Raw genomic sequence first — 24,008 nt, 5'->3', positions numbered from 1 at the left:
CGCGTTTGCGAAAGCTGTTTGTCTGACTCGTGTCCGCTACCACTCCCCCAGGGTTCCCTGAAACTCCCCGCGAATTCTTGGCCAACTGGACCGCTTCGCGCGGCAATCTGCGAAATTTTTTAGAAAACCAGGCGCTCGCCCCGCTGGATGAGGAATCCCAGCGCACCGCCGGCGAAGCCGCGGCCGCGGCGGCATTGGAAGAATTCGGGCTGGCGCTAGAGGATTTTGCCTCCGGTGTGGATTCGGTAACCGGCTCTTATGACGCCGCGGGCGCGCAGCGTATTACCGCCCAGGACCCGGACGTACCGGTAGATGTGGGCGCGGCGGCGTTTTTCGACGTCGACAATACCCTCATCCAAGGCTCCTCCCTCGTGGAATTCGCCTTCGGGTTGGCGCGCAAGCGCTACTTCCGGTTATCAGAGATCTTGCCGATTGCGTGGAAGCAGCTTAAATTCCGCGTCTCCGGCAGCGAAAATGCCCGAGACGTCGCCGCCGGCCGTGCGCAGGCGCTGGAGTTTGTCAAAGGCCGCAGCGTCGACGAGCTGGTCGATCTATGCGAGGAGATTGTGGACGCCTCGCTCGCGCGCCGCGCATACCCTGGCACTACCCAGTTAGCAGAAATGCACTTAGCCGCCGGCCAGCAGGTGTGGTTGGTCACGGCCACCCCGGTGCAGCTAGCGCAGGTGCTCGCGCGGCGATTCGGGTTTACGGGAGCGCTCGGCACCGTCGCGGAGGTCAAGGATGGCAAGTTCACCGGCCGGCTGGTCGGCGATATCCTGCACGGCCCCGGCAAAAAGCACGCCGTAGCCGCGCTCGCGACCATCGAGGGCTTGGACCTTTCGCGCTGCACCGCGTATTCGGATTCCGCCAACGACGTGCCCATGCTGTCCATGGTCGGTACCGCCGTGGCCATTAACCCAGACCGTAAGCTGCGCACCATCGCCAGCGAGCACGGCTGGCTGGTGCGCGACTATCGCTCAGTGCGCCGCGCTATCCGCACCTATGGCCTGCCGGCCCTGGCCACCGCTGCCTTTTCCTATGGCGGCTGGCGCTACTACCGGCGGTAGCGGGCGCTGGGGGGACATCGGCAAGCATGCAAAAACCCTCCGCACAATGGCGGAGGGCAAGAAGCGGGCTGGGTTTACTTGCCCAGCTTACGGCGCTGCACGCGGGTGCGGCGCAGCATCTTGCGGTGCTTCTTCTTGGACATGCGCTTGCGGCGCTTCTTAATGACGGAACCCATAGAGTCCTCACTTTCAAATAGTACGTACTGTCAAACTTGTCAGCGCTAAAACGGCGAAGGTGCACTCTTGCCGCCGTGGCCACACGGACCGCGGGCCACATCAGCGAGCCGACACGAATGCACACCATCTTACCCAGCCCCCAGCCCGTGACCAAAAAGGGCCCAGGAGAAAGAACAGCGCCCACCACCGCTGACCACGATGGCCAGCAGAGGTGGGCGCTGTCTAGTGCGGCGCGAGCCTAGGCTCCGTAGACGGATGCCTCCAAGTACTCGTTGACGGCGGACTCGTGGACGCGGAAAGAGCGTCCAACGCGAACAGCCGGCATTTCGCCTGCGTGAACCAAACGGTAGACGGTCATCTTGGAGACGCGCATAATCTCGGCGACCTCCGCGATCGTCAGAAAGGTTCCCTTATCTTCATTTGCCATATATATCTAACCCTTCAGCTCGGTGCGCGCTGTAGGCTTCCCCTCCCACAGGACTTCACGCACGTGCTTGTCCTAGCCTATCGTGAAACATGTGACTAATGCGACCCAAGTGCCAAATTTCTTCACAGCATTCATTAGGGTTTACCCCGAAAGCGCTGCTTAACACCCGCCCCAACGCTCCCGGGGGTACACCCCCACCACGGGAAGGTCGCGCACGGAAGCTTTAGCCAAGCTCCTTAGCCTTGTCGGAGCAGGCCTCTGCCGCGCGGTAGAACGCTCCGCGCAGGCCGGACTCCTCCAGCTCGCGAACAGCGGCCGCGGTGGTGCCGCCCGGCGAGGTCACTCCGGCACGCAGCTGGGTGGCCGAGCGGCCAGAGCTGGCCAACATCTCGCCGGAGCCGACCGCGGCCTGAGCGGCAAGCTTCTCAGCGACGTCGCGGGGAAGGCCGAGCTGCACGCCGGCGTCGACAAGCGCCTCTGCCACGAGGAAAAAGTATGCCGGGGAGGAGCCCGCCAGCGCGGTGGCGGCGTCGATATTCTTCTCTGGGATAACCGCAACCTCGCCAACGGCTTCGAGCAGCTCGCGCACGCCGTCCATCTGGGCATCGCTCACATGCTCGCCGGCCGCGCAGGTGCACATGCCGCGGCGCACCAACATGGGGGTATTGGGCATGACGCGCACCACCGGCTGGCCTTCGCCCACCGCACCCTGCAGCTGCTCTAGCGTTAGGCCTGCGGCCATGGAAACGACCACGGCGTCCTTCGCCGGCGACAGGCCTTCGAGCAGTTCCAGGATGGCGTAGGGCTTCACGCACGCGAAGATATAGTCCGCGCCGTCTACCGCGGCCGCATTATCGCTGGTGGTATTCACGCCATAGGTCTGTTCGAGTTCTTGGCTGCGCGATTCGGTGCGATTGGTAACCGTGATATCCGAGCCCGCAAAGCCCGATGCCACGAGTCCCGAGGTCAAAGCCTCACCGATTTGTCCGCCGCCTAAAATTGCAATTTTTGTCATAGTCTCCACCATGCCAAAAATGTGGAACCCCGGCTACCACGTGGGGTAACCGGGGCATCGACAAGCGCGGGGTTAAAGCATAACCAATAGCAGCGGGCCGAAGGTAAGGACGAGGCCGGTAAAGCCGGCCAGGAACATGGAGAAACCATCGCGTGCGGTGCGCAGCGCGTGGGTCACACCGACCATAATCGCGGTGACGCACAGCGCTAGGACAGCCACGACCAGGCGTGGGAAGTTATCCCACAGAATCTCAAAGCCCTTGAAAATGACAATCGCCAGCAGGATGCCCGCGACAATCATCAGCAGGATGGATACCGGATTGAGCTTCTCGTGCTCTTCTTCCACCCAATCCTCGTTGTCTTCGACCTTGGGTAGGTTGCCGGTTTCCTCTGCGCTCTTGGCGACGCCCGCCTTCTTCGACGTCGGCACCGCCGCCGCGGCCGCTCCAGCACCTGCCGCTCCAGCGCCCGCTGCCGCAGCTCCTGCTCCGGCTGCCTTCGCGCGCTTGTCGTCCTTAGGCTTTTCAGCAGCAGGCTTCGCTGTGCCCTGCTTTTCAGCACGGGCCTTGTCTGCGGCTGGCTTCTTTGCCGCTGGTGTGTCCGCAGCAGACTTTGCCGCAGCAGGTTTAGCCTCGCCCGCCTTATCCACCCGCTGGATTACGGCGGTGTCATCGGCTGAAGGCTGGTTCTTCTTCGCCGCGTCCTGTGCCGCGCCGGTGGCAGCAGGCTTCTGTGCGGCCGGAGCAGCGGCAGCCGGAGTAGCGGACGAAGCAGCTGCAGTCTTTGTGGTGGGCTTTGCGGCAGGCTTGGTAGTCTGCGCCGCCTTAGCTGCGGGCTGTGCCGCGCGCTTTGCCGCCGGCTTTGCGGCTGGGTCCGCGGCGGGCTTCTTCGCGGAATCGGCACCGGCCTGTTCGGCTGACTTGGGGGAACGGATGACGGGGGCGTCTTCGTCGATAGAGACGGAGGTGTGCTTGGCCTCAGCAGGAGAAGCCTTGACCTTTTTGAGGTTGCCGGTCAGCTCGGCAACGGAAATGCCGCCTTCATCCAGGCTGCGGCGGTGGCGACGAGAACGGTTGTCTTTCTTGCTTTCCTTCTCGCCGCGGGCTTTGTTATTGCGAGCCAGCAGCTCTGCCACGGTCAACTTATTCTGGTCAGCCATGATCTCTTCCTATTCCAATCCCTTGTCGGTCCGGCGCAAAATGACGCCCTCACGCAGCGCCCATGGGCAGATTTCCAGCTTCTCGATTTCCAAGGCTCGCATGGATGCCTCGGCCACCAGAGCGCCGGCAACGATTTGGTGCGATCGGTTAGAACTTACACCTTCTAGGTCCGCTCTGTCTGCCGCAGTCATGCGGGAGATGAAGGAAATCAACTGACGCAGACCCGGTGCAGTCAGCGTGCGCTTGACGTATGGGCCGGCAGACGAGGGCGCAGAACCGGTAAGTCGTGCAAGCGTACGGAAGGTTTTAGAGGTGCCCACGGCGAGGCCGGCGGGACCCATCGCCTTCATCTGTGCGGCAACGTCCTCAAGCTCCGCATCAATAAAATCGCGCAGCGCACTTACCTTCTTCTTCTCTGGTGGGTCGGTATCGAACCAATTATGGGTCAACCGGCCGGCACCTAGGTCGAGGGAGAAAGCAAGGTCGGGGTGCTCATCAGTACCGGTGGAAAGTTCCAGCGAGCCGCCGCCGATATCCAGGTTAGTGATACGGCCAGCGGACCAGCCATACCAGCGACGAGCGGAGAGGAAGGTCAGCTGGGCTTCTTCCACGCCGGAGAGGATTTGCAGGCGCACGCCAGTATGCTTTTCCACCTCATCGAGAACCTCCTCCGAATTGGGCGCGGAGCGCACCGCCGAGGTAGCAAAGGCAATGAATTCAGCGCAGCCCAGCTTTTCACCCAGCTCGCTAGCTTCAGCTACGGCACTGACCAGCTTCTTTACACCCTTTTCATGGATGTTTCCCTTCTTATCCAGCTGTTCTACCAGCCGGAGCGGGGTCTTCCAATCACTCATCGGAGTCGGTCGTCCGCCCGTCGCGGCATCGACCGCAACAAGGTGGACAGTATTGCTTCCGACGTCTAATACACCTAATCGCACACTAATAGCGTAGTAGGTCTACCGTGGTTAGGTGTGAATCGCCCAAAATCTGACACGGTATATCTAGGTTTTCCCGCGAGCTCGCCCGCGGCGGCGTCGATAAGAGCAGGCCGCGAAGAGGCCCCCGATTTCCCGCGGGAGTGGTTTGAATTTACCAATCCTAACGACCCGCACCACGTCTTTTCCATCGACCTGACATGGGTGGAATCGCACTACAGCTGCCAGTTTGGTACTTCGGCATGCCGGGGCATCGACAAGCGCCAGCCCGAAGTGGGCTGCTGCGTGCATGGAGCTTATATGGCCGATGAGGAAGACCGCGACCAGCTTTATGACGCCGTCGCGCGCATGCCCGCCGAATATTGGCAGCTGCGCCCAGCGGGGGTAGATGAATTCCTCGCGCAAGACGATACGGATGAATTAGAGCCGTGGCTGGAATGGGACGAGCTCGACGGCGAGGACGGGGAACCGGAGCCGGCCCTTAAGACGCCGATTGTGGATGGCGCGTGCATTTTTGCCAACCGCACCGGTTGGGCAACGGGCACGGGCTGCGCGCTGCACCAGTGGGCGGTGGATGCTGGCGAAGAGCTCACGGTGGTCAAGCCGGAGGTGTGCTGGCAGCTGCCGCTGCGCCGGTACGAGGATTATGAAGAACGCCCGGATGGGCAGGAGATTTTACGCACCCAGATAGGCGAGTATGACCGTCGCGGTTGGGGCAATGGCGGCGAAGATTTTGATTGGTATTGCTCAGCCGATTCCGCCTGTCACGCCAACCCGCTGCCGATGTGGCAGTCGCACGAGGACGAGCTGGTAGCACTAATGGGCCGCGAGTCTTATGAAATTTTGGCCGCGCACTGCAAGGCCCGAGCGGCGGCGGCCGAACACGGCGTTCAGCTCACGCAGCACCCGGCCAGTGTGAAGGCTGAGAGCCTGCAGGCGGAAGATTAGAGCTCGAATTTATAGCCCAGACCGCGCACCGTAACCAAGTGCTTCGGGCGGGAGGGCTGTTCCTCAATCTTGGAGCGGAGACGCTTGACGTGGACGTCGAGCGTCTTGGTATCGCCGACATAATCAGCGCCCCAAATGCGGTCAATGAGCTGACCGCGGGTGAGCACGCGGCCGGCGTTGCGCAATAGGTACTCCAGGAGGTCGAATTCCTTGAGAGGCATGGATACCGGCTCATCGGCAACGGTAACGGTGTGGCGCTCCACGTCCATCTTGACGCGGCCGCCTTCGAGGATCTGCTCGGCAACCTCTTCCTCGGCCTCGGCCTCGGCACCGGCTCCAGAATCATGGCCACGGCGCAGTACCGCACGGATGCGGGCGATAAGCTCGCGGGAAGAATAAGGCTTGGTGACGTAGTCATCGGCGCCCAGCTCGAGGCCGACGACCTTATCAATCTCGGAGTCGCGCGCGGTGACCATGATGACGGGCACGGACGAAGTAGTGCGCAGTTGTTTGCATACCTCGGTGCCGGACATGCCGGGCAGCATGAGGTCCAAAAGGACGATATCGATGTCGTTTGCGGCAAACTTTTCCAGCGCGGTAGGGCCATCATGCGCGATGATGGGTTCAAAACCTTCCTTGCGGAGGAGGAATGCCAGCGGATCTGCCAGCGACTCTTCATCTTCAACGATGAGGATGGTGGTCATTGTGCTTTATCCTTTCGACGTGCTGCAACGCGTGCCACTGCACGCGGGAGCCCAGGCGCCGCCGCGTCGACGGCATCCCTTTTCTCATTATCCTTCATGCCAGCTTCCTGCGCTGGCTTTTCTTCCCTGTAGATGGGCAATTCAATGGTGAATGTAGAACCCGTACCCGGCCGGGACCATAGTTTGATATTGCCACCATGGTTGGCCACCACGTGTTTAACAATTGCTAATCCTAGGCCAGTGCCTCCGGTCTGCCGCGACCGGGCTTGGTCTACACGGAAGAAGCGTTCAAAAACACGTTTCTGGTCATCCGGTGCGATGCCAATGCCACGGTCCGTGACGCGGATGAGTACGACCCCACCATCCACCACCTTTTGGGAGACGGACACCGGCATTTTCTCCGGCGAGTAGTTAATCGCATTGGAGACCAGGTTGGATAGTGCTGTTACCAGCAGGGATCGATCGCCTTTAACCTGCACGCCCACAGAGGCGCCGCGGTTGAGCTCGATGGAACGGGCCTCGGCAGCAAGGTGGTTGCGCGAGAGGGCTTCATCGATGAGATCATCTACGGCCAGCGGTTCCATCTCCGGCAGGGCCTCGGCGCCTTGCAGCTTGGACAGGGAGATAAGTTCGCTGACCATATCGGCCATGCGGTTGGCTTCCTTATAGACCTTATTGCCAAAGTACTCCACGGTCTCTTGGTCACCGGGATCTTGTAGCAGGGCCTCTGCCAGCAAGGCAATGCCGCCGACGGGTGTCTTGAGCTCGTGGGAGACGTTCGCCACGAAGTCACGGCGGGCGGACTCCATGCGGACATTTTCGCTTTCATCGGTGCCGTAGACGATGACAAAGCGGCCGTCATTAAGAGTCAGTGGCTTAATCACCGCCCTGACCTGCGTGACGCGGTGTCCCGTGCGCCGCTTGGGAATAGCTATGTCAACGGTGCGGGTCTCCTTGTCTTCGAAGACCTCCTGCGCGGTCTCCCATACCTCTGGGTTAACGGCGCGGTCATGCACCAAGGACATCTCATGCGCGGCCGGATTAGACATGACGATTTCCTGGCTGCGGTCCAGCACCGTCAGCGCCGTCGGCGAGCCTTGCACGGCCAAGTGCAGCACCTGGCTAACCGTCGTAACCTGATTGGCCCCGACATCGGTAGCCTGGCGGTAGCGCGCAATGCGCCCGCGCGCCCAGGACATCGCCGGCAGCGCCAACCCGCAGGCCACCACGCCGGCGGCAAAGGAAAGAATCAATTCCACGTGTCTAGCCTATCCATCACAAAGTCCCCAGGGAATACTCCCCGGGGACTTTAGCGCAGTTACTTACTTACCGCCCTGCGCAGCAACGTCGGCGGCACCGGCAGCAGCAGCTTCCGGATCCAGGTAGGTACCGCCTGGGTTTGCTACCGAGCCGTCCTCGGTAATCTCATAAACCAGCGGGATGCCGGTGGGGATATTCAATCCGGCAATATCATCATCAGAAATATTGTCCAGGTGCTTGACCAGTGCGCGCAGGGAGTTGCCGTGAGCGGCGATGAGCACGGTCTCGCCCTTCTTGGCGCGCGGGAGGATTTCCTCTTCAAAGTACGGCACAAAGCGGGCGACAACATCCTTGAGGCACTCGGTCTGCGGGACCTTATCTAGGTCTGCGTAGCGCGGGTCATTGGCCTGCGAGTATTCGGAGTCATCGGCCAGCTCTGGCGGGCGCGTGTCATAGGAGCGGCGCCATGCCATGAACTTTTCCTCGCCGTACTCTTCCTTGGTCTCAGCCTTATTCAGGCCTTGCAGGGCGCCGTAGTGGCGCTCGTTGAGACGCCAATCGCGCACTACTGGGATCCAGTGACGATCGGCGGCATTGAGCGCGATATTTGCGGTGCGGATGGCGCGGCGCAGAAGAGAGGTATAAAGGACGTCCGGCAGAATGCCTTCCTGCGCGAGCAGCTCGCCGCCGCGCTTGGCTTCCGCCTCACCCTTTTCGGTCAGGTCTACATCGACCCAGCCAGTGAACTGGTTGGACTCGTTCCACTTGGATTGGCCATGGCGAAGGAGAATTAGCTTTCCGTTAGTCATGTTTCCAGCATGCCACGAAATAGCTTCCGGCGTAGGAGGTTTAATCTCCACTTGCCCGCCGTTGATGGCAGTCTGGAACCTCGATATGGCTGGCCTCGTCATAGATTTCCGCGAGCGCTGCGGCGGAGCTGGCCCAGCTAAAACGCGCGGCGTGGGCGACGGCGGCTTCGCCCATGGCGATGCGCATGGGGTCGTCGTCAAGCAGGCGGGCCAAGGCATCAGCCCAATCCTCCGGATCGTGCGAGTGCACCAGCAAGCCAGTTTCCCCGTCAGCCACGGCAATGGGCAGCCCGCCGACGGCGGCAGCAACCACCGGCGTGCCAGAGGCTTGGGCCTCCAGAGACACCAGGCCGAAGGACTCGTTATAGCTGGGCACCGCCACAATATCAGCCGCGCGGTAGACCCCCACCAGTTCCTCCGGCGGGCGGGCGCCCAAAAAGCGCACCCGCTTATCGACGCCCAACTCACGCGCCAACTCCCTATATGCCTCCGGCGCTGTATTGGCCCCCGACGGGCCACCGCAGATAACCACCCGCAGGTTGCGGGCCGGCTCGCGGCGGAAGAGCTCGGCCGTGGCGCGGATGAGTACCTCCGGGCCTTTGAATTTTTGTAAGCGGCCGACAAAGGCCACCACCTTGGTGTGCAGCGGAATGCCCAACTCGCGGCGGGAGCGCTCGGTATTGCGGTCCGTGCCAGGGGTAAAAAGCTCTACGTCGGCGCCGGGCGAGACCACGCGAATATTGGCTCTCTCGGCATCATAATGTTCGGCCAAGTCGCGGGCTTCTTGCTCGGTATTGACCACCAGCAAGTCCGCGTTATCCACCAATTGCTGTTCGCAGATGCGGCGGGCTTCGGACTCCAAGGTGTCATCCGCCGTCCGCGAGGCGTTTTTCACCGCGGCCAAGGTATGCGCTGTGTGAATAAGCGGGATACCCCAGAGATCCCGCAACAGCCAGCCCACCTGGCCAGAAAGCCAGTAGTGGGAGTGAATAAGGTCATATTTTTTACCCTGCCATTTGGCAAATTGCACCATGCCGCCGGCGAAAGCGGCCAGCTGGGTAGGGAGATCCTCTTTATCTAGCCCCTCGTACGGGCCCGCGACGATATTGATAACGCGCAGGCTAGGCTCAACCGCAATGATTTCGCCTTGGCTGGGCCGGGTGGCGCGGGTATAGACGTCTACCTCGATTCCCCGGCGGGCCAATTGGCGGGCAATATTGAGGACGTAGACGTTCATTCCACCCGCATCCCCTGAGCCAGGCTGCTCGATAGGGGATGTATGCATAGAAATCATGGCGATGCGCATGGCGCTCCATTCTAGCGGCGCTATACTGGCCCCTGCCAGAAACCTACGCTACCGAAAGGTCACGTTTTGTCCGCATACGAATCACAGGCTTGGCTCCAGTATTACCCGGAATGGACACCGCACCACCTTGAGTACGGCGATACCACGCTGCTGGATATCTACGACAACAATCTTGAGGTCAACGCCGATAAACCAGCCACCTACTTCTTCGGACGCACCCAAACGTATGCTGAGCTAGACCGCCAGGTTCGCGCAGCGGCCGCGGGCCTGAAGGCCTTCGGCGTGCGGCCAGGTGACCGCGTAGCGATCGTCGCGCCCAACTCGCCGCAGTACATCGCAGCGTTTTATGCCATTCTGAAGCTCGGTGCGCAGGTGGTACTGCATAACCCGCTCTACACCGCCCATGAGTTGGAAGGACTCTTCCAAGATCACGGCGCGCGCATCGCCATCGCTTGGGACAAGGCCGCGCCCACGCTGGAGAAGCTGCGGGCAACCACCAATCTGGAAACGGTCGTGTCCATCAACATGATCAACGCCATGCCCACCCTGCAGCGCGCCGCTTTGCGCCTGCCTATTCCGCCGCTCAAGTCCAAGCGCGAGCAGCTATCTTCCCCGGCGCCAAATACCGTGCCGTGGGAAACTTTGGTGGGCAACGCAATCGGTGGCGACGGCAGCGATATCACCACGCCGGAAGACGTGGACAAGGACACCATCGCGCTCATCATGTACACCTCTGGTACCACCGGCGCCCCGAAGGGGGCCATGCTCTCCCATGGAAACCTGTTTTCCAACCTCCTGCAGGGCAAGGCGTGGGTACCGGGCTTGGGCGATAAGCCCGAGCGCATGCTCGCCGCCCTCCCCTTCTTCCATGCTTATGGCCTGACCATGAACGTGACCCTGGCGCAGTTTATCGGCGGCGAGCTGGTTATCCTGCCTAAGCCAGATATGTCGCTCATTATGCAGCTGATGAAAAAGCACACCCCGACCTGGGTGCCGGGTGTGCCGACGCTCTACGAGCGAATCGTCAAAGCCGCCGACGAGCAGCAGATTCCTATCAAGGGCGTGCGCGCAGCCTTCTCCGGGGCTTCTACCTTGCCTTCGGACACGGTCAAGAAGTGGGAGAACTATACCGGTGGCCTCTTAGTGGAAGGCTATGGCCTGACCGAATGCTCGCCCATCATCGTGGGCAACCCTATGAGCACCGACCGCCGCCCTGGTTACGTCGGCATCCCCTTCCCGGATACCGAGGTGCGCATCGCCAACCCAGATAACCTCGATGAAACCCAGCCCGATGGCACCGAAGGCGAAGTTTTGGCGCGGGGACCACAGATTTTCAAGGGGTACCTCAATAACGAGGAGGCCACCGAGGCCGCATTCCACGGCGAGTGGTTCCGCACCGGTGACATGGGCGTCATGGAAGAAGATGGCTTCATCCGCCTGGTTAGCCGCATCAAGGAGATCATCATCACCGGCGGCTTCAACGTATATCCGGGCGAGGTGGAAGAAATCTTGCGCGAGCACCCGAGCATTGATGACGTCGCCGTGGTAGGCCGACCGCGCGAAGATGGCTCCGAGGACGTCGTGGCCTGCCTCGACCTCGCCGATGGCGCCGCCCTGGACCCGGAGGGACTCAAGGACTACTGCCGCGAGCGCCTGACCCGCTACAAGGTCCCGCGCACCTTCTACCACTTTGAGGAGCTGGCCAAGGACCAGATGGGCAAGATCCGCCGCCGCGAGGTCCAGGCAGACCTCATCCGCCGCCTCGAGACCGAAAAGAACTAGCATGTTCCGCCTAATCGATAGCCCCCTCGGACCCCTGCGTTTGCAGGCGAGCCCGCGGGGGGTTTCCCGCGTCGAATTCACCGCGGCCAGCACCCTGCAGGAAGCGGTGGGCGGTGTAGAGGAAGGGGGCATCGAAAAGCGCAGCGCGGACGTGCTCGACGCCGCCCAGGCACAGCTCGCGGAGTATTTCGCCGGCCAGCGCCGCGCCTTCGAGCTGCCCCTCGACCCGCCTGCGACGACCGACTTTAGCGCCGCAGTGCATGCGCAACTGGCCGAGATTGGCTATGGGGAGACGGTCACCTACCGCGACGTCGCCAAGCTGCTGGGCCGGCCCGGCGCGACGCGGGCCGTGGGCAGTGCGTGCGGTGCCAATCCCCTGCTCATCGTGCGGCCATGCCACCGGGTGCTGCGCAGCGACGGCGGGCTCGGCGGCTATGCGGGCGGTCTGGAAGCCAAACGTTTTTTGCTGACACTGGAAGAAAACTAGAGGGCTTCTTCACGTTTTCTCTATACTGATTTTTTAAAACTAATTATTTACCCAAACGAAAGGTTTTTGCGTGTCCGCTTCCACCTCCCGAGCTTGGCTCGATCACTACAGCGAATGGACCCCTCACACGCTGGACTACGGTAATAAAACCATCGTCGACTATTACCGCGATAACCTGCGGGTCAACGCCAATAAACCCGCCACCTATTTCTTCGGCCGCACGCAGACCTACGCGGAGCTCGACGCCCAAGTGCGCGCCGCCGCGGCCGGGCTCAAGGCTTTTGGTATTCGCCCAGGCGACAAGGTGGCCATCGTGCTGCCCAACTGCCCTCAGCACGTCGCGGCCTTCTATGCGGTGCAGCTACTTGGTGCCACCGTGGTCGAGCACAACCCACTTTATACCGCCCACGAATTGGAAGGCCTTTTCCGAGATCATGGTGCCCGCGTAGCAATCTCTTGGGATAAAACCGCCTCCACGCTGGAAAAGCTGCGCTCGACTACCCCGCTAGAGACCATCGTCTCCGTCAACATGGTCGATGCCATGCCACCACTCAAGCGCCTCGCGCTCCGCCTGCCTATCCCACCGCTAGCTGCTAAACGCGAGCAGCTCACCGAGCATGCACCAAACACAGTAGCGTGGTCTACCCTGATCGGCTCAGCTATTGGCGGCGACGGCAGCGCCCTAGAAATGCCACGCATCAGCCAGGCTGACGTCGCGCTCATCCTTTACACTTCCGGCACCACCGGAAAACCCAAAGGCGGAATGCTCTCGCACGGTAATCTCATAGCTAATTGCGTCCAAGGCCAAGCTTGGGTTCCAGAAATGGGAAAGCACAAAGAGCGCTTCCTCGCCGCATTACCGATGTTTCACGCCTACGGCATGACCACACTGTGCATTTTTAGCGTGTACATGGGCGCCGAGCTTATCTTGCTTCCTTCCCCACAAATGCCGCTCATCCTGGACATCGTGAAAAAGCGCACGCCTACCTGGCTGCCAGGGGTTCCCACCCTCTATCAGAAGATCATGGACGCAGCCGAAGACAAAGACGTGGACTTAAGCGGCATCCGCAACGCTTTTTCCGGTGCCGCTACACTGCCCGTAGAAATCGTGGAACGGTGGGAGTCCATGACCGGCGGACGACTCGTAGAAGGCTTTGGCATGACCGAGTGCTCCCCCGTGTTAATTGGCAACCCAATGAACGGAAAGAATCGCCCTGGCTATGTGGGGCTCCCATTCCCAGATGCCGAGGTACGCATTGCCAATCCGAAGAATCTGGATGAAACCCAGCCTGATGGCCAGCCAGGCGAGTTGCTCGCGCGTGGTCCGCAAATTTTCCAAGGCTATTTTGGCAACCAAGAAGCAACAGAGGAGTCCTTCCATAACGGCTGGTTCCGCACCGGAGACATGGCAGTCATGGAAGAAGACGGCTGGGTCCGCCTAGTCAGCCGCATTAAGGAAATCATCATCACCGGCGGCTTCAACGTCTACCCCGCAGAGGTAGAAGAGGCAATTGCAGAGCACCCCGACGTGGTGGATGTCGCCGCCGTGGGCCGCCCGCGCCAGGATGGCTCCGAGGATGTCGTCGGCTGCGTTACCCTGCGCGATGGTGCCGTGCTCGATCCCGAGGGCTTGAAGGAATTCTGCCGCGAGCGCCTCACCCGCTATAAGGTGCCGCGCACCTTCTATCACTTCGAAGATCTAGCGCGCGACCACCTGGGCAAAATCCGCCGCCACCAGGTGCGCAAGGACCTACTCGAGCTGTTGGAGGCAAAGGCCTAAACTTATCGGCTATGGCAGAAATTCACTATGGCGCTACCTTGACGGATTTCCTCGCGGCGGCCGTCGCGAGGTTTCCGCAGCGCCCCGCCACCTACTTCGCCGGCCAGACACTGACCTATGGCGAGCTCGATGCCCAGGTGGCAGCCGCGGCTGGGGCCCTGCGCGAGATGGGCGTGCAGCCCGGCGACCGCGTGGCGCTCCTGCTGCCCAATTGCCCGCAGCATGTAGTGGCATTCTTCGCCATCCTGCGCGTGGGCGCGGTGGTGGTGGAGCATAACCCGCGCTATACCGCGCACGAGCTCACTCCGCTGCTCGCCCACCATGGCGCCCGCGTGGCTATCGCCTGGGAGGACATCGCCCCCACCGTCTCCGCGCAGGTAGAGACCACCATCTCCGTCTCCCTTAGCGCACCGCTTCCGCTAAACGGCACCCCCGTGGAGGCGCACCCAGCCACGCTTGCCGACGCCGCCCTTATCCTCTACACCTCCGGCACCACCGCCCGCCCCAAGGGCGTGGTCTTAACCCACGGCAACCTCGCTGCCAACTGCTTGCAGCTAGAAACCCAGGCCCCGCTGCGCCGCGGTAATGAGCGCTTCCTGGCCGCGTTGCCCATGTTCCATTCCTATGGCCTGACGATGAGCGTGCTGCTTGCGGTGCGCTGCGCGGCCGAGATTATCCTGCTTGCCGCTCCACACACCGACGCAGTGACGGAAGCGCTTGCCACCCGCCGCCCCACCTGGATGCCGGGCGTGCCGACCATCTACGAGCGCGCCATGAACTACGCTGCCACTGCCGCTGATTCCGAGTCTCCCTCGGATCTCGGCGGGGTGCGCTATTCCATCTCGGGCGCGGCCTCGCTGCCCTCGCGCATCATCGACCCGTGGGAGGCACGCACCGGTGGCATGTTGGTGGAAGGTTATGGGCTTACAGAAACCTCTCCTGTGCTGACCATCAATCCCCTTGATGACACCCGGCGCGCCGGCACCATCGGCCTGCCTTTGCCGGACACACAGCTGCGCATCGGCGATCCTGCCGATCTCAGCCGTACCCAACCGGATGGCGTGGCCGGCGAGATCCTCGCCCGCGGCCCGCAGGTTTTTGGCGGTTACCTTGCCGACGCCCCCGCTACCGCAGCCGCCTTCCATGAAGGTTGGTTCCGCACCGGAGACATGGGCGTGCGCGAGCCCGATGGCCATATCCGGTTGGTGGGCCGCATTAAAGAAATCATCATTACCGGCGGATTCAATGTTTATCCCGGGGAGGTGGAGGAGGCTTTAACATCCCACCCCGATATCGCCCAAGCCGCCGTCGTAGGCACTCCCCGCTCCGATGGTTCTGAGGACGTCGCTGCCTGCGTGGTCCTGTCTCCTGGTGTCCGGCTCGACGAAGCCGCCTTGCGCGAGCACTGCCGCGGGCTGCTGGCGCGTTATAAGGTACCGCAAAGATTCTTTGCCATGGATAAGCTTGCCGGTGATCAGCTAGGCAAGCTGCGCCGCCGCGATGTCCGGCGCGATCTCCTTGCCCGCCTTCACCGCGACTAGTCTGCGTCGTTTTCTGCTTTGCGCACCGCTTGTTTGTAGATGCGCTCGGACCGCTCTTCCAGGTCATGTTGGGCACGGGCTTGGGATTTGGCGGCGGCATCGGAACGCGGCGGGGCCTGAATATGCCGCGCGGCGTGCAGACCCAGTTGCAATTCTTTGGCGCGCAAGACCTCCGCATCGATTTTGATGCCCAAAATGAGCATCGTATTAGATAGCCACACGGCCATGAATACGGCCATGATGAGGCTGAAGGCTCCGTAGACGCTGGCCCCAGCAAAGCGCTGGGTATACAGCGCGAAGGCTCCCCACACCACGACATTGGTGCTAAGCGCCACCACGGAACCGAGAGTTATCCAGCGGAAGCGCGCCGGCCGCACATTCGGGGAAAAGTGGTACAGGATGGCAATCAACGTCAGCACAACCACCACGGTGAGTGGGAAGCGCAGCCAATTCCACACCGGCATAAAGATGCCGCCCAAAAAGTCCGCGGTGCCTTGCATCTCTAGCTTGCCAGCCAGCGGTTCGACCACACCGCTGACAATGGTATCGCGCAGCAGGTTAGCAAAAAGCACGATAACCGCGCCGATGACCAGGACGATAGTAAGCCCCCACATGAGTGCCCAGGTGCGGATAATCCCGCGGCCCTCTACCCGCCCGTAGACGGTATTGGCGGTGCGCGAGAAGGCACGCACATAGGCCGAGGCGGCAAAAAGAGAAACCAGTACGGATACCACCAGCGCGAAGGTGCCCTGGGCTGTGGAGCCAATGATGGAGCCCACGAGGTGCTCGGCCTGCTCCGTCATCGAACTCGGCACGTAATCCGCAATGAACTGCGAGGTTAATTCATGTACCTCGGCGCGCCGAGAGGAAAAGATGAGCGTGGCTATCGAATAGGCCGCGAGCACCGTAGGAGCAAAGGCCATGAGCGTGAAATACGTCATCGTGGCGGCGCGATCCATCAAGGCATCGTGGAAGAAGTCCGCCCACACGCGGCGGAGCACCAGCCCCCAGCTTTCCTTGCGCAAGCGGTTACCGCGGGCCAGCGGGTCCACATTTTCGGTGTGGCCTTCGATCTTGACCACGGTGGGCGCGGTACTCGGCACGATTTTATCCGCGCCCTCATAGACGGATTCTCTTACCGGAGTGGCTGAAGCGCTCGGCCGTGCAGTGGCGGACGGGTCGCCAGCAGACAGATCGTCGGCCGCCATGTTCGCGGCGCCAGGAACCTCGGCGGAATCGTCCAGTGTGCTCATATTATCCCAGCGTATGCGGTAAAGAATCTATTTCAGGAAGTGACACTCAGCTGTGATTACACTGGAGAAGCATGACTGAACAGAATGATAAGAAGCTCAACGTGAAGTCCTTCGAACTCGACCACCGCCTCGTCAGCGCACCGTATATTCGCGTGGCCGACCGCACGGATTTGGGTGGCGGCGTCGAAATCATTAAGTACGACTTGCGCTTCTGCCAGCCTAATCAGGATCACCTTGATACCAAGGCGCTGCATTCGGTAGAGCACATGATGGCCAACTTCATGCGCAATTACACCGATAAGCTCATCGGTTTTGCCCCAATGGGCTGCCGTACCGGCTCCTACGCCATCACTAATGGCATGGAACAAGACGAGCTGCTGCGCGCGGTAGAAGGCGCGCTCAACGATATTCTTAACGCCACCGAGGTACCCGCGGCCAACGAAGAGCAGTGCGGTTGGGGTGCGCACCACAGCCTGGAGGGTGCGCAGGAGGCGGCCCGCGCATTCTTGGGTGCTAAGGATGAGTGGCTTCAGGTCATGGCGGTCTAATCCAGAAACCTTCGCGGCGCGACAAACGCGACAGGCGCCACGCCCGCAAAGCGGCCACGATAGACCCGAAAACCGTGTGGTTTAGGGTGCTATCGTGGCCGCTTTATAGGTTTTAGGCCCCGGTGTGAAGGGACAACCTCGCGCTACTCGTCGAGGGCGAGGCCAATCCAGACGGGTTCGGGCACGAGCTCCACGCCGAAAGCATCGCGGACGCCATCGCGGATGGTGCGGGCAAGGTCCACGATATCGGCGGCCGTAGCCTCGCCGCGGTTGGTAAGCGCCAGCGTGTGCTTTGTCGAAAGCGTAGCCCGGCCAGAGCCTGGGTAGCCCTTGGCAAACCCGGCGCGATCGATGAGCCAGGCCGCGGAAAGCTTTTCCCGGTCGGCCTCGGAGGAGGGGTGGCGAGGCATGGAGTCTGCGGTGGCGTCGCCAAGCGAGGCACGAACCTTGGCCTGCACGGCGTCAGCAAGAGCGGAGTCCACCACCGGGTTGGTGAAGAAGGAGCCGGCAGACCAGGTGTCATGATCGGTGGGGTCGAGCACCATGCCCTTGCCGCGGCGCAGCTTTAAGACCTCCTCGCGGACCTCGGCCACGGGGCGGCGCTCGCCCGGGTTCTGAGTAAGTTGGCCAAAGCGCAACGGGCGGGATAGGCCATCGTTGTTGAGTTGGAGTTCTACCTCGAGCACGACGGCGCGGCCGGTGAATTTCAGGTTGGAATAGCGATAGGCCAGCTCCAGATCGGAGGCAGGGACCCACTCATCGGTATCGGTGCGGCGATTATAAAGGCGCACGCGGGTAAGCACCTCGGAGATTTCCGCGCCATAAGCACCCACGTTTTGCACCGGAACCGCGCCCACCGTGCCGGGGATGCCGGACAGGCACTCGATGCCACCCAGGCCAAGCTGAACGGAGCGAGCCACCACATCATCCCAGTTGGCACCCGCCTGCGCGTGCACCAGACCGGATTCGGGGTCCATGGACACCTCATCAGAGTCGAGGATGACGGCGACGACATCCACGGAGCCATCGGCCACCAAGAGGTTGGAGCCGCCGCCAACGACTATGAACTTCACCGCAGCGCGATCCAGGGCGCGGACAACGGACACTGCGGCATCCGGCTGCGAGCAGCGCAGTGCGGCCTGCGGTTTTCCACCCACACGCAGCGTAGTCAGATCCGCGAAGGTGGTGGTGGAGTCCAGTTCCACGCCGTCGATCGCTGTGAGCTGTTGCGTCAAAGATTTATCAAGCACGCCTACCAAGGTAGTCTGTTAAGCATGTCAACCCGTAGTGAAAACACCGTAACCATCAATCAGCCCATCGAAAAGGTGCACAAGGCGCTGCTCACCAAGGAATACTGGGAGTACATCGTGGCCAACCTCTCCCCTGAGGCGGGTCAGGTGCATGACTTCAGCGATAACGTTGCTACCCTTTTCGAGGTTCTGCCGACCACCCTGCTGCCAGAGGCAGTGCGCGCCATGGTTTCCCAGGACCTCAAGGTCAAGCGCGTGGTCACCGTAGGCGAGCTCAACGGTGAAGCCGCTGATGTTAACTACACCGCAGATGTCAAGGGCACCCCGGTGGACTTCAAGGGCGATATCTCCCTGGCTGGCGAGGGCGAGATGACCAAGCTGTCCTATGTCAACGAGATTTCCGTAAATATCCCGATGATGGGCGCCGCCATCGAGCCGAAGGTGGGCGAATCCCTGGCTGAGCTCTTCGATAACGAAGGAAAGCTCACCGAGCAGTGGATTTCTGAGAACGCCTAAGTTCTACAGCACCGAAATTTATGGCCGACCACGCACATAATCTGCGCGCTAGCGCAGCTGCGGGTCGGCCTTTTGGCGTTATTACCCGCGGCACCACCAATCACAATCGCCTGCGCCGCTGCGATAGATGGATGCTCGCGCACCCGGAGATTTCCACGCTGCTGCGGCACGTGGAAAAGCCGCTCGCGCTCGACGTAGGCTACGGGGCCTCGCACGCCACCACCGTGGAATGGGCAGGGTGGCTGCGCCGGGCGAATCCGCAGGTAGACGTCCGCGGGCTCGAAATCCACCCGGACCGGGTCCTGCCACCGCGCGACGGCGTGCGCTTCGAGCTTGGCGGCTTTGAACTGGCCGGCTACCGGCCACAGCTGGTGCGCGCATTCAATGTGCTACGCCAATACGACGTGGACCAGGTCCAGGAGGCCTGGCAGACGGTGTGTTCTCGGCTTGCCCCCGGTGGCTTCTTTGTGGAAGGCACCTGCGATGAGCTGGGCCGGCGCGCGGCCTGGTTGCTGCTGGATGCCCACGGCCCACGGACTCTCACCCTGGCGTGGGACCCGTTCGATGTGGCGCGGCCCTCAGACATCGCCGAGCGCCTGCCCAAAATCCTCATTCACCGCAACGTTCCCGGCGAGCCCATCCACGAGCTGCTTAAGGCCGCCGACGAGGCCTGGGACCACGCGGCGGGGTGGGCGCCCTACGGCCCGCGCGTGCGTTGGCGCATGGCACGAGCCGCGCTTGCCGACGCCCCCTTTACTATCCACCCCATCCGCCGGCGCCTGCGCGATAATGTGCTGACCGTGGACTGGGAGTCCGTCGCGCCACGGGACTAACCGCGCCGCGCGGTGATGACAGCTGGGGCAGCTGTGAAGTGCCTAGCAATGTGCCCGAGAACTCCCGCAAACTTTGCTCCGCGCCGTCTCATGCGCCACACTGGTACGCATGGCTTCGAAGAAATCGGCAGGTTCACTCGCCTGGAAAATCATCATTGGCATCCTCGTAGCACTACTCGTGCTCATCCTCTTGGCCGAATTCGGCCTGCGCTGGTTCATTGGTCACCAGATGACCTCGCAATTTAACCAGGCTGCCGAAGAAGAAGGTATCCAGGTCAAAGAAGATCCCTCCGTCAGCTTTGGCGGCAGCCCACTGCTCGTAGGGCTGTTTAAGGGCTCCATTTCTCAGATGGATATGACCACGCCGTCCACCCTGCAAATCGACGGCACTGATATCAAGGGCCAACCTGCCTCAGAGATCCACGTAGAAGATATGAGCACCGACCAGGAGAATCCGGTGGCCGGCAAGCTGCGCGCTTCTACCACCGTGCCGGATGACTACCTGCTGGCGTCTTTCCAGAAGGGCATTTCCGAGCAGGCCGGCAGCGAGAAGGTGGGCAATATGGTGGTTACGGAGATCACCGCCAATGAGCAAGACCACGTGCTGGACGTGAAGTTTGCCGGCGGCCTTGCCAACCTCTCGCTAGAGCCCACCGCCCACGATGGCAAGCTCGATATCCGCGCCACCGAGGCCTCCATCTTTGGCCTCGAGCTGCCGGATCAGGCCACCGAAGCCATCTCCTCCGCCCTGCAAAATGGCATGTCGGATCAGTTCGTGGGTTCTGACATGAACGTCGATTCCGTAGAGGTGCTCGATGGCGAGCTCAAGCTCACCATCACCGGCACCGATGTTCCGATGAAGGACATGGATAAGTTCGCCGGCGGTGGTGACTCCGCGGGCCAGGGCGGCGCCACGGGCAATGGCGCGCCGCAGCAGGACGCGCAGGAGAAAGCCGCCTAAACCGCGGGAGCGGGAAACTCGAGGACCGGAAGTGTGGCAGCGGCCAACTCCGGTCCTTTTTTCTTGCCTTCTTCACCGGCCGCGGATTCCGCGTAATCCGCGGCCTTGCGGCTGCGCACAATGAGGCGCTGGTAGCCGGCTTGATGGGCGGCTTTAAGGGTGGCGTCGGCAAGCGGGGCGTCTGGCACAATGAGGCCCAAGCGGGCCGGATCCGGGCAGGCCTCGCGGATGGCAATGAGCTCGGAGAGCACAGCATTGGCATCCGTTAAGGTCTCATCGAGGCTGACCCATACCTCGCTGGCGCCCGATTGGATGGCCAGGCGCGCCTCGGAGGCCTTGATAAGAGTGTGGTGGCGGCCGGTAGGATACCCCGCGACAGAAATAATATCGGCCGCACCTGCGCCTGCGGCAAGGGAAACATGGTGCGGGGAGACAAGGACGGTGTTATCGGCGGCGCGCTCCTTGACCGTCGCGGCCGGGGCGTCAAGCAAATTAAGCATTAGTAGCTGTAGTCGCCGTTGATAATGGCCTTGAGCTGCGGGCGCACATCAAACCAGTACACGCCGGTAATGACCGCGCCGATCCAAGACAGGAAAGGCATGCCGGTGGCCATCGCTACCGCCGAGCCCGCCAGCAGGCCTACCCACACCCACTTACCTTGACGGTCGCCGGCTCGGAAGGCATCCTCGCGCGTGGTGGCAGCGAGGATCGCGCCGATGATGGCGGTCAGGGCGAGGACCTGGAAGAGGTAGCTGTCTAGATGCAAGGCAAGATCATAAAGAAAATACATGTAGTTTAATTCTGTGGATCGTCAGTCTCGATTACTTCGCCATCGATAATATTATCGCCCTGCGAAGGAGCCGAATCCTGGCCAGGGCGCGCCGCATTCTTCTTTTCCGCGCGGCGGGCCTGAGCGGAATTATAGGCATCCATGACACCCTCGCGGGTCTCGTTATAGGCGGTGGAGAACTTGCCCTTAGCGGCGTCGAAAGCAGCGGACTCACGGGTGCCATCGGCGGCCTTCTTCACAGTGGCACCGAGCTCCTTCGCGGTGGCAGTGGCCTTATCCACCAAGCCCTCCTTGCCGGAGGCGCCATAGGGGCTTTTGGCCTCGGCGCCATGAGCGTGCTGGGCGCGCTCCTCCTGCAGGCGACCGCCGAAGTCCTTGGCTACGTCAAAGGCAGCGCTGCCAGCATCCTTCAGGGAATCAAAAATCTTCTTATTATCGCTCATTGTTCATTACTCCTTTTTTCTAAGCGCCAAAGATAAGGTGATTGACCGCGAATATCACCAATCCTGCCAGGGAACCGACGACGGTGCCGTTCAAACGAATAAATTGCAGGTCCTTGCCCACCATGAGCTCGATATTTTGGGAGGCTTCCTCCGCATCCCAGCGCTTGATGGTCTCGGGGATAATCGCAATGATTTCCGGGGCGAATTTCTCCACGGCGTAGCGCGCGGCCTTGTCCACCAGGGCATTGGCCTGGGCTAAAAATTCGGAGTCCTCGAGCAGGCGGTGCGCCAGCTCCTTGACCTTGGCCGTAATTTTTTGGCGCAGGAAGGACTCCGAGTCATTGAGCTGGTCAATGAGCGTGGTGGAGACCGTACGCCACATGGCGGCTGGCGCCTGCTGTGCTTGGTCAGAGGCGAGCATCTCCTGCTTGATGCCCTCGATGCGCCCGCGCATGTCCTCGTCCCACTGCAGATCGGAGGCAAGCTTGGACAAGTTGCGGCGAATGGCCAGGCGGGCCTCGTGGTTGCCATTGCGGCGGACCTCATCGGCGAATTCTACGAGCTCAGTATAGACCTTCTCCCCCACCATCTCGCGGGCAAAGCGCGGCGCCCAGCCGGGCATGCGCTCATCGATGGCGGTGACCACGGTGGACTCCATGCTGAGAATCTTGCCGTGTGCCCAGTCGATGAGGTCATCCTCCAAGGGGCGTGCCTTGCCATCTGCAATATAGCCCTCCAGCAACCTGCCCAGCGGCGGGCCCCATTCCGGCTCGGCTAGGCGGTCCATGACCTGGGTGCGAATAAACTGCTCCGCCTCTTCCGCATCCAAATCCGACACCACGCTGGCCGCACGCTCACCAATCCACGCGGAGACCTCCTCCGCCTTGCCGGGCTTTACCCCCTGGCGCGCCAGCCACAAGGGCAGCTCCGCCTCGCGCACCTTGGCGCTCAGCGCATCCGCGGTGAGGAAGTTTTCCTCCACAAAGTCACTCAGGGCATCGCCCACTCGGTCCTTATTATTCGGAATCAGCGCGGTGTGGGGAATGGGCAGTCCCAAGGGTCGGCGAAAGAGCGCAGTCACCGCAAACCAGTCCGCAAGGCCACCCACCATGCCGGCTTCGGCCGCTGCACGCACGTAGCCCACCCACACAGGTGCCCCGCTTTCCGACGCCTGCCACCACGAACATCCCAAAAAGATCACCGCCGCACCAATCAGGAACGACAGCGCAATCGCCTTCCACCGCCGCAAGTCCGCCCGCCGGGCCTCCTGGTTACCAGCCTGCGGCACGGGAGCAGCACCCGACGATGCCAACTCCGGTGCCGACGCCGATGCGGCTGCCGATTCGAGGCCTTCGTCCGCGCGGTGGGTCATGAGTTCTCCTTGGGGTTGTGAAGGTGCTTTCGAGCTTCATTCTCTAACACTAGTGCCAGCAACGAACATGCTCGGTGGCAGTCGTCGTTGCAATGATGTCCTGAATCGCCGGCTGGTCCATCTGACATTGCCACTTGGGTACTGAGAGATCACGCAACCCCCGCCTCCTTGCATGGATTGCATGCTGTGGAGACGGGGGTGACGTCGAGTCAGTACAGAAACTTAGGCATTGCCTGGTACAGCAAGCGCCTTAGTTAGCTCGGCCAGTTTCCTTGCGGTACTTGCGGTAGTAGCGGCGGCCATAGTGGACGGTGCTGAAGGCGGCGATAGCCACAACGGCTAGAGCGATGATGCCGATGATGGTGGTCAGGGTGTAGTCACCCTCGCCGGCGGTGCCCAGCGGGGTATCCCACACGCCGAGGCCCCAGATGAGGATTCCGGCAGCCGGGAGGCAAGACAGGATCAGACCCATGCCCACCCAGGTGGAGGTGCGAATGAGGGAAGAATGAGGAGCACCGAAGGAAACTGGGTCGTAGCCTTCAATGTAGGTGTCCTGAATCTTTCCGGAGAACTCCGGGTAAGTCTCGCTGGTGTAGTCAGCGACTGCGTGGGTGTTATCGCTCATGGCGGAGTCTTTCTGTCTTT

Annotated in this window: 26 protein-coding genes; 10 read left to right on the top strand and 16 right to left on the bottom strand. The window is 61.5% G+C overall.

The features are described from left to right. The first annotated feature begins 29 nt into the window (after positions 1 to 29). Positions 30 to 1,067, top strand: coding sequence for an HAD family hydrolase (locus tag WMP96_RS03485; RefSeq protein WP_340432166.1), 1,038 nt, complete (start codon positions 30 to 32; stop codon positions 1,065 to 1,067). 74 nt (positions 1,068 to 1,141) lie between these two features. Here WMP96_RS03485 and WMP96_RS03480 read toward each other — a convergent pair whose 3' ends face one another. From WMP96_RS03480 to WMP96_RS03460, 5 genes are all read right to left on the bottom strand, one after another. Continuing rightward, complete coding sequence (locus tag WMP96_RS03480; protein ID WP_003855542.1) at positions 1,142 to 1,243, bottom strand: 30S ribosomal protein bS22; 102 nt, start codon at positions 1,241 to 1,243, stop codon at positions 1,142 to 1,144. 239 nt (positions 1,244 to 1,482) lie between these two features. After that, positions 1,483 to 1,671 (bottom strand): helix-turn-helix domain-containing protein, encoded by a 189-nt coding sequence (locus WMP96_RS03475; RefSeq protein ID WP_005527601.1) that lies wholly within the window; start codon positions 1,669 to 1,671, stop codon positions 1,483 to 1,485. A gap of 223 nt (positions 1,672 to 1,894) precedes the next feature. Continuing rightward, complete coding sequence (gene proC, locus WMP96_RS03470; RefSeq protein ID WP_239208703.1) at positions 1,895 to 2,686, bottom strand: pyrroline-5-carboxylate reductase; 792 nt, start codon at positions 2,684 to 2,686, stop codon at positions 1,895 to 1,897. A 72-nt stretch (positions 2,687 to 2,758) separates the two neighbouring features. Next, complete coding sequence (locus tag WMP96_RS03465; protein ID WP_301732884.1) at positions 2,759 to 3,844, bottom strand: tripartite tricarboxylate transporter TctB family protein; 1,086 nt, start codon at positions 3,842 to 3,844, stop codon at positions 2,759 to 2,761. Between the two features lie 9 nt (positions 3,845 to 3,853). Continuing rightward, positions 3,854 to 4,783, bottom strand: a complete 930-nt coding sequence (locus tag WMP96_RS03460) for a Ppx/GppA phosphatase family protein (RefSeq protein ID WP_080971159.1) — start codon at positions 4,781 to 4,783, stop codon at positions 3,854 to 3,856. A 33-nt stretch (positions 4,784 to 4,816) separates the two neighbouring features. On the opposite strand from WMP96_RS03460, the gene WMP96_RS03455 reads away from it, so the two are divergent. Continuing rightward, positions 4,817 to 5,728 carry a hypothetical protein gene (locus WMP96_RS03455; RefSeq protein ID WP_340432165.1) on the top strand — a complete coding sequence of 304 codons (912 nt, stop codon included), beginning with the start codon at positions 4,817 to 4,819 and terminating at the stop codon, positions 5,726 to 5,728. Here the strand turns inward: WMP96_RS03455 and WMP96_RS03450 are convergent. From WMP96_RS03450 to mshA, 4 genes are all read right to left on the bottom strand, one after another. Then, positions 5,725 to 6,432, bottom strand: a complete 708-nt coding sequence (locus tag WMP96_RS03450) for a response regulator transcription factor (RefSeq protein WP_049358745.1) — start codon at positions 6,430 to 6,432, stop codon at positions 5,725 to 5,727. The two genes, WMP96_RS03455 and WMP96_RS03450, sit on opposite strands and share 4 nt — an antisense overlap. Further along, a complete protein-coding gene (locus WMP96_RS03445) occupies positions 6,429 to 7,691 on the bottom strand; it encodes a sensor histidine kinase (RefSeq protein ID WP_200288320.1) in 1,263 nt (420 codons plus the stop codon). The genes WMP96_RS03450 and WMP96_RS03445 overlap by 4 nt, the downstream gene beginning before the upstream one ends. 63 nt (positions 7,692 to 7,754) lie before the next feature. Then, a complete protein-coding gene (locus WMP96_RS03440; protein WP_340432164.1) occupies positions 7,755 to 8,501 on the bottom strand; it encodes a phosphoglyceromutase in 747 nt (248 codons plus the stop codon). 40 nt (positions 8,502 to 8,541) lie between these two features. Then, positions 8,542 to 9,807 carry a D-inositol-3-phosphate glycosyltransferase gene (gene mshA, locus WMP96_RS03435; protein WP_340432163.1) on the bottom strand — a complete coding sequence of 422 codons (1,266 nt, stop codon included), beginning with the start codon at positions 9,805 to 9,807 and terminating at the stop codon, positions 8,542 to 8,544. A gap of 66 nt (positions 9,808 to 9,873) precedes the next feature. On the opposite strand from mshA, the gene WMP96_RS03430 reads away from it, so the two are divergent. The 4 genes from WMP96_RS03430 to WMP96_RS03415 all read left to right on the top strand — a co-directional run bounded on the left by WMP96_RS03430 (position 9,874) and on the right by WMP96_RS03415 (position 15,397). Then, positions 9,874 to 11,589: a long-chain-fatty-acid--CoA ligase gene (locus WMP96_RS03430; protein ID WP_340432162.1), complete on the top strand. Its 1,716-nt coding sequence runs from the start codon at positions 9,874 to 9,876 to the stop codon at positions 11,587 to 11,589. Between the two features lies 1 nt (position 11,590). Further along, positions 11,591 to 12,076, top strand: a complete 486-nt coding sequence (locus tag WMP96_RS03425; protein WP_340432161.1) for a methylated-DNA--[protein]-cysteine S-methyltransferase — start codon at positions 11,591 to 11,593, stop codon at positions 12,074 to 12,076. A 70-nt stretch (positions 12,077 to 12,146) separates the two neighbouring features. Then, a complete protein-coding gene (locus WMP96_RS03420) occupies positions 12,147 to 13,856 on the top strand; it encodes a long-chain-fatty-acid--CoA ligase (RefSeq protein WP_023020465.1) in 1,710 nt (569 codons plus the stop codon). Between the two features lie 11 nt (positions 13,857 to 13,867). After that, positions 13,868 to 15,397: an AMP-binding protein gene (locus WMP96_RS03415; RefSeq protein ID WP_340432160.1), complete on the top strand. Its 1,530-nt coding sequence runs from the start codon at positions 13,868 to 13,870 to the stop codon at positions 15,395 to 15,397. Here WMP96_RS03415 and WMP96_RS03410 read toward each other — a convergent pair. Beyond that, positions 15,394 to 16,650 carry a YihY/virulence factor BrkB family protein gene (locus WMP96_RS03410; protein ID WP_239204769.1) on the bottom strand — a complete coding sequence of 419 codons (1,257 nt, stop codon included), beginning with the start codon at positions 16,648 to 16,650 and terminating at the stop codon, positions 15,394 to 15,396. The two genes, WMP96_RS03415 and WMP96_RS03410, sit on opposite strands and share 4 nt — an antisense overlap. Before the next feature lie 71 nt (positions 16,651 to 16,721). Between WMP96_RS03410 and WMP96_RS03405 the strand changes: the two genes are divergently transcribed. Next, entirely contained in the window at positions 16,722 to 17,198 is a 477-nt protein-coding gene (locus WMP96_RS03405) for an S-ribosylhomocysteine lyase (protein WP_340432159.1), read from the top strand. Between the two features lie 143 nt (positions 17,199 to 17,341). Here WMP96_RS03405 and WMP96_RS03400 read toward each other — a convergent pair whose 3' ends face one another. Continuing rightward, positions 17,342 to 18,448, bottom strand: a complete 1,107-nt coding sequence (locus tag WMP96_RS03400; protein ID WP_340432158.1) for a UDP-N-acetylmuramate dehydrogenase — start codon at positions 18,446 to 18,448, stop codon at positions 17,342 to 17,344. Positions 18,449 to 18,472: 24 nt separating this feature from the next. On the opposite strand from WMP96_RS03400, the gene WMP96_RS03395 reads away from it, so the two are divergent. The 3 genes from WMP96_RS03395 to WMP96_RS03385 all read left to right on the top strand — a co-directional run bounded on the left by WMP96_RS03395 (position 18,473) and on the right by WMP96_RS03385 (position 20,758). After that, positions 18,473 to 18,964: a DUF2505 domain-containing protein gene (locus WMP96_RS03395; protein WP_005327201.1), complete on the top strand. Its 492-nt coding sequence runs from the start codon at positions 18,473 to 18,475 to the stop codon at positions 18,962 to 18,964. Positions 18,965 to 18,984: 20 nt separating this feature from the next. Next, the gene (locus WMP96_RS03390) at positions 18,985 to 19,797 is read left to right on the top strand and encodes a class I SAM-dependent methyltransferase (protein ID WP_308767053.1); all 813 of its coding nucleotides are present in this window, start codon (positions 18,985 to 18,987) and stop codon (positions 19,795 to 19,797) included. A gap of 109 nt (positions 19,798 to 19,906) precedes the next feature. After that, complete coding sequence (locus WMP96_RS03385; protein WP_340432157.1) at positions 19,907 to 20,758, top strand: LmeA family phospholipid-binding protein; 852 nt, start codon at positions 19,907 to 19,909, stop codon at positions 20,756 to 20,758. Here WMP96_RS03385 and WMP96_RS03380 read toward each other — a convergent pair. The 5 genes from WMP96_RS03380 to WMP96_RS03360 form a co-directional block, all read right to left on the bottom strand. Continuing rightward, complete coding sequence (locus tag WMP96_RS03380) at positions 20,755 to 21,258, bottom strand: hypothetical protein (protein ID WP_023020457.1); 504 nt, start codon at positions 21,256 to 21,258, stop codon at positions 20,755 to 20,757. The two genes, WMP96_RS03385 and WMP96_RS03380, sit on opposite strands and share 4 nt — an antisense overlap. Beyond that, the gene (locus tag WMP96_RS03375; RefSeq protein WP_308767051.1) at positions 21,258 to 21,548 is read right to left on the bottom strand and encodes a DUF2516 family protein; all 291 of its coding nucleotides are present in this window, start codon (positions 21,546 to 21,548) and stop codon (positions 21,258 to 21,260) included. Before WMP96_RS03375 ends, WMP96_RS03380 begins: the two co-directional genes overlap by 1 nt. 5 nt (positions 21,549 to 21,553) lie before the next feature. Beyond that, positions 21,554 to 21,991 carry a CGLAU_01105 family protein gene (locus WMP96_RS03370; protein ID WP_316327937.1) on the bottom strand — a complete coding sequence of 146 codons (438 nt, stop codon included), beginning with the start codon at positions 21,989 to 21,991 and terminating at the stop codon, positions 21,554 to 21,556. Between the two features lie 19 nt (positions 21,992 to 22,010). Then, complete coding sequence (locus WMP96_RS03365) at positions 22,011 to 23,363, bottom strand: DUF445 domain-containing protein (RefSeq protein ID WP_340432156.1); 1,353 nt, start codon at positions 23,361 to 23,363, stop codon at positions 22,011 to 22,013. A gap of 250 nt (positions 23,364 to 23,613) precedes the next feature. After that, positions 23,614 to 23,988: a hypothetical protein gene (locus tag WMP96_RS03360; protein WP_023020453.1), complete on the bottom strand. Its 375-nt coding sequence runs from the start codon at positions 23,986 to 23,988 to the stop codon at positions 23,614 to 23,616. Positions 23,989 to 24,008 lie beyond the last annotated feature (20 nt).

Source organism: Corynebacterium sp. KPL4035 (assembly GCF_037908325.1).
Taxonomy (GTDB): domain Bacteria; phylum Actinomycetota; class Actinomycetes; order Mycobacteriales; family Mycobacteriaceae; genus Corynebacterium; species Corynebacterium kefirresidentii.
Note: the sequence above shows the minus strand (reverse complement) of the source record. Positions and strands in the feature narration are given on the sequence as shown.

Coding starts and splice junctions, on each gene's coding strand:
- WMP96_RS03480 (WP_003855542.1), bottom strand. CDS start 1,243: ATGGGTTCCGTCATTAAGAAGCGCCGCAAGCGCATGTCCAAGAAGAAG.
- WMP96_RS03475 (WP_005527601.1), bottom strand. CDS start 1,671: ATGGCAAATGAAGATAAGGGAACCTTTCTGACGATCGCGGAGGTCGCC.
- proC (WP_239208703.1), bottom strand. CDS start 2,686: ATGACAAAAATTGCAATTTTAGGCGGCGGACAAATCGGTGAGGCTTTG.
- WMP96_RS03465 (WP_301732884.1), bottom strand. CDS start 3,844: ATGGCTGACCAGAATAAGTTGACCGTGGCAGAGCTGCTGGCTCGCAAT.
- WMP96_RS03450 (WP_049358745.1), bottom strand. CDS start 6,432: ATGACCACCATCCTCATCGTTGAAGATGAAGAGTCGCTGGCAGATCCG.
- WMP96_RS03440 (WP_340432164.1), bottom strand. CDS start 8,501: ATGACTAACGGAAAGCTAATTCTCCTTCGCCATGGCCAATCCAAGTGG.
- mshA (WP_340432163.1), bottom strand. CDS start 9,807: ATGCGCATCGCCATGATTTCTATGCATACATCCCCTATCGAGCAGCCT.
- WMP96_RS03425 (WP_340432161.1), top strand. CDS start 11,591: ATGTTCCGCCTAATCGATAGCCCCCTCGGACCCCTGCGTTTGCAGGCG.
- WMP96_RS03415 (WP_340432160.1), top strand. CDS start 13,868: ATGGCAGAAATTCACTATGGCGCTACCTTGACGGATTTCCTCGCGGCG.
- WMP96_RS03410 (WP_239204769.1), bottom strand. CDS start 16,650: ATGAGCACACTGGACGATTCCGCCGAGGTTCCTGGCGCCGCGAACATG.
- WMP96_RS03405 (WP_340432159.1), top strand. CDS start 16,722: ATGACTGAACAGAATGATAAGAAGCTCAACGTGAAGTCCTTCGAACTC.
- WMP96_RS03395 (WP_005327201.1), top strand. CDS start 18,473: ATGTCAACCCGTAGTGAAAACACCGTAACCATCAATCAGCCCATCGAA.
- WMP96_RS03390 (WP_308767053.1), top strand. CDS start 18,985: ATGGCCGACCACGCACATAATCTGCGCGCTAGCGCAGCTGCGGGTCGG.
- WMP96_RS03385 (WP_340432157.1), top strand. CDS start 19,907: ATGGCTTCGAAGAAATCGGCAGGTTCACTCGCCTGGAAAATCATCATT.
- WMP96_RS03380 (WP_023020457.1), bottom strand. CDS start 21,258: ATGCTTAATTTGCTTGACGCCCCGGCCGCGACGGTCAAGGAGCGCGCC.
- WMP96_RS03375 (WP_308767051.1), bottom strand. CDS start 21,548: ATGTATTTTCTTTATGATCTTGCCTTGCATCTAGACAGCTACCTCTTC.
- WMP96_RS03370 (WP_316327937.1), bottom strand. CDS start 21,991: ATGAGCGATAATAAGAAGATTTTTGATTCCCTGAAGGATGCTGGCAGC.
- WMP96_RS03365 (WP_340432156.1), bottom strand. CDS start 23,363: ATGACCCACCGCGCGGACGAAGGCCTCGAATCGGCAGCCGCATCGGCG.
- WMP96_RS03360 (WP_023020453.1), bottom strand. CDS start 23,988: ATGAGCGATAACACCCACGCAGTCGCTGACTACACCAGCGAGACTTAC.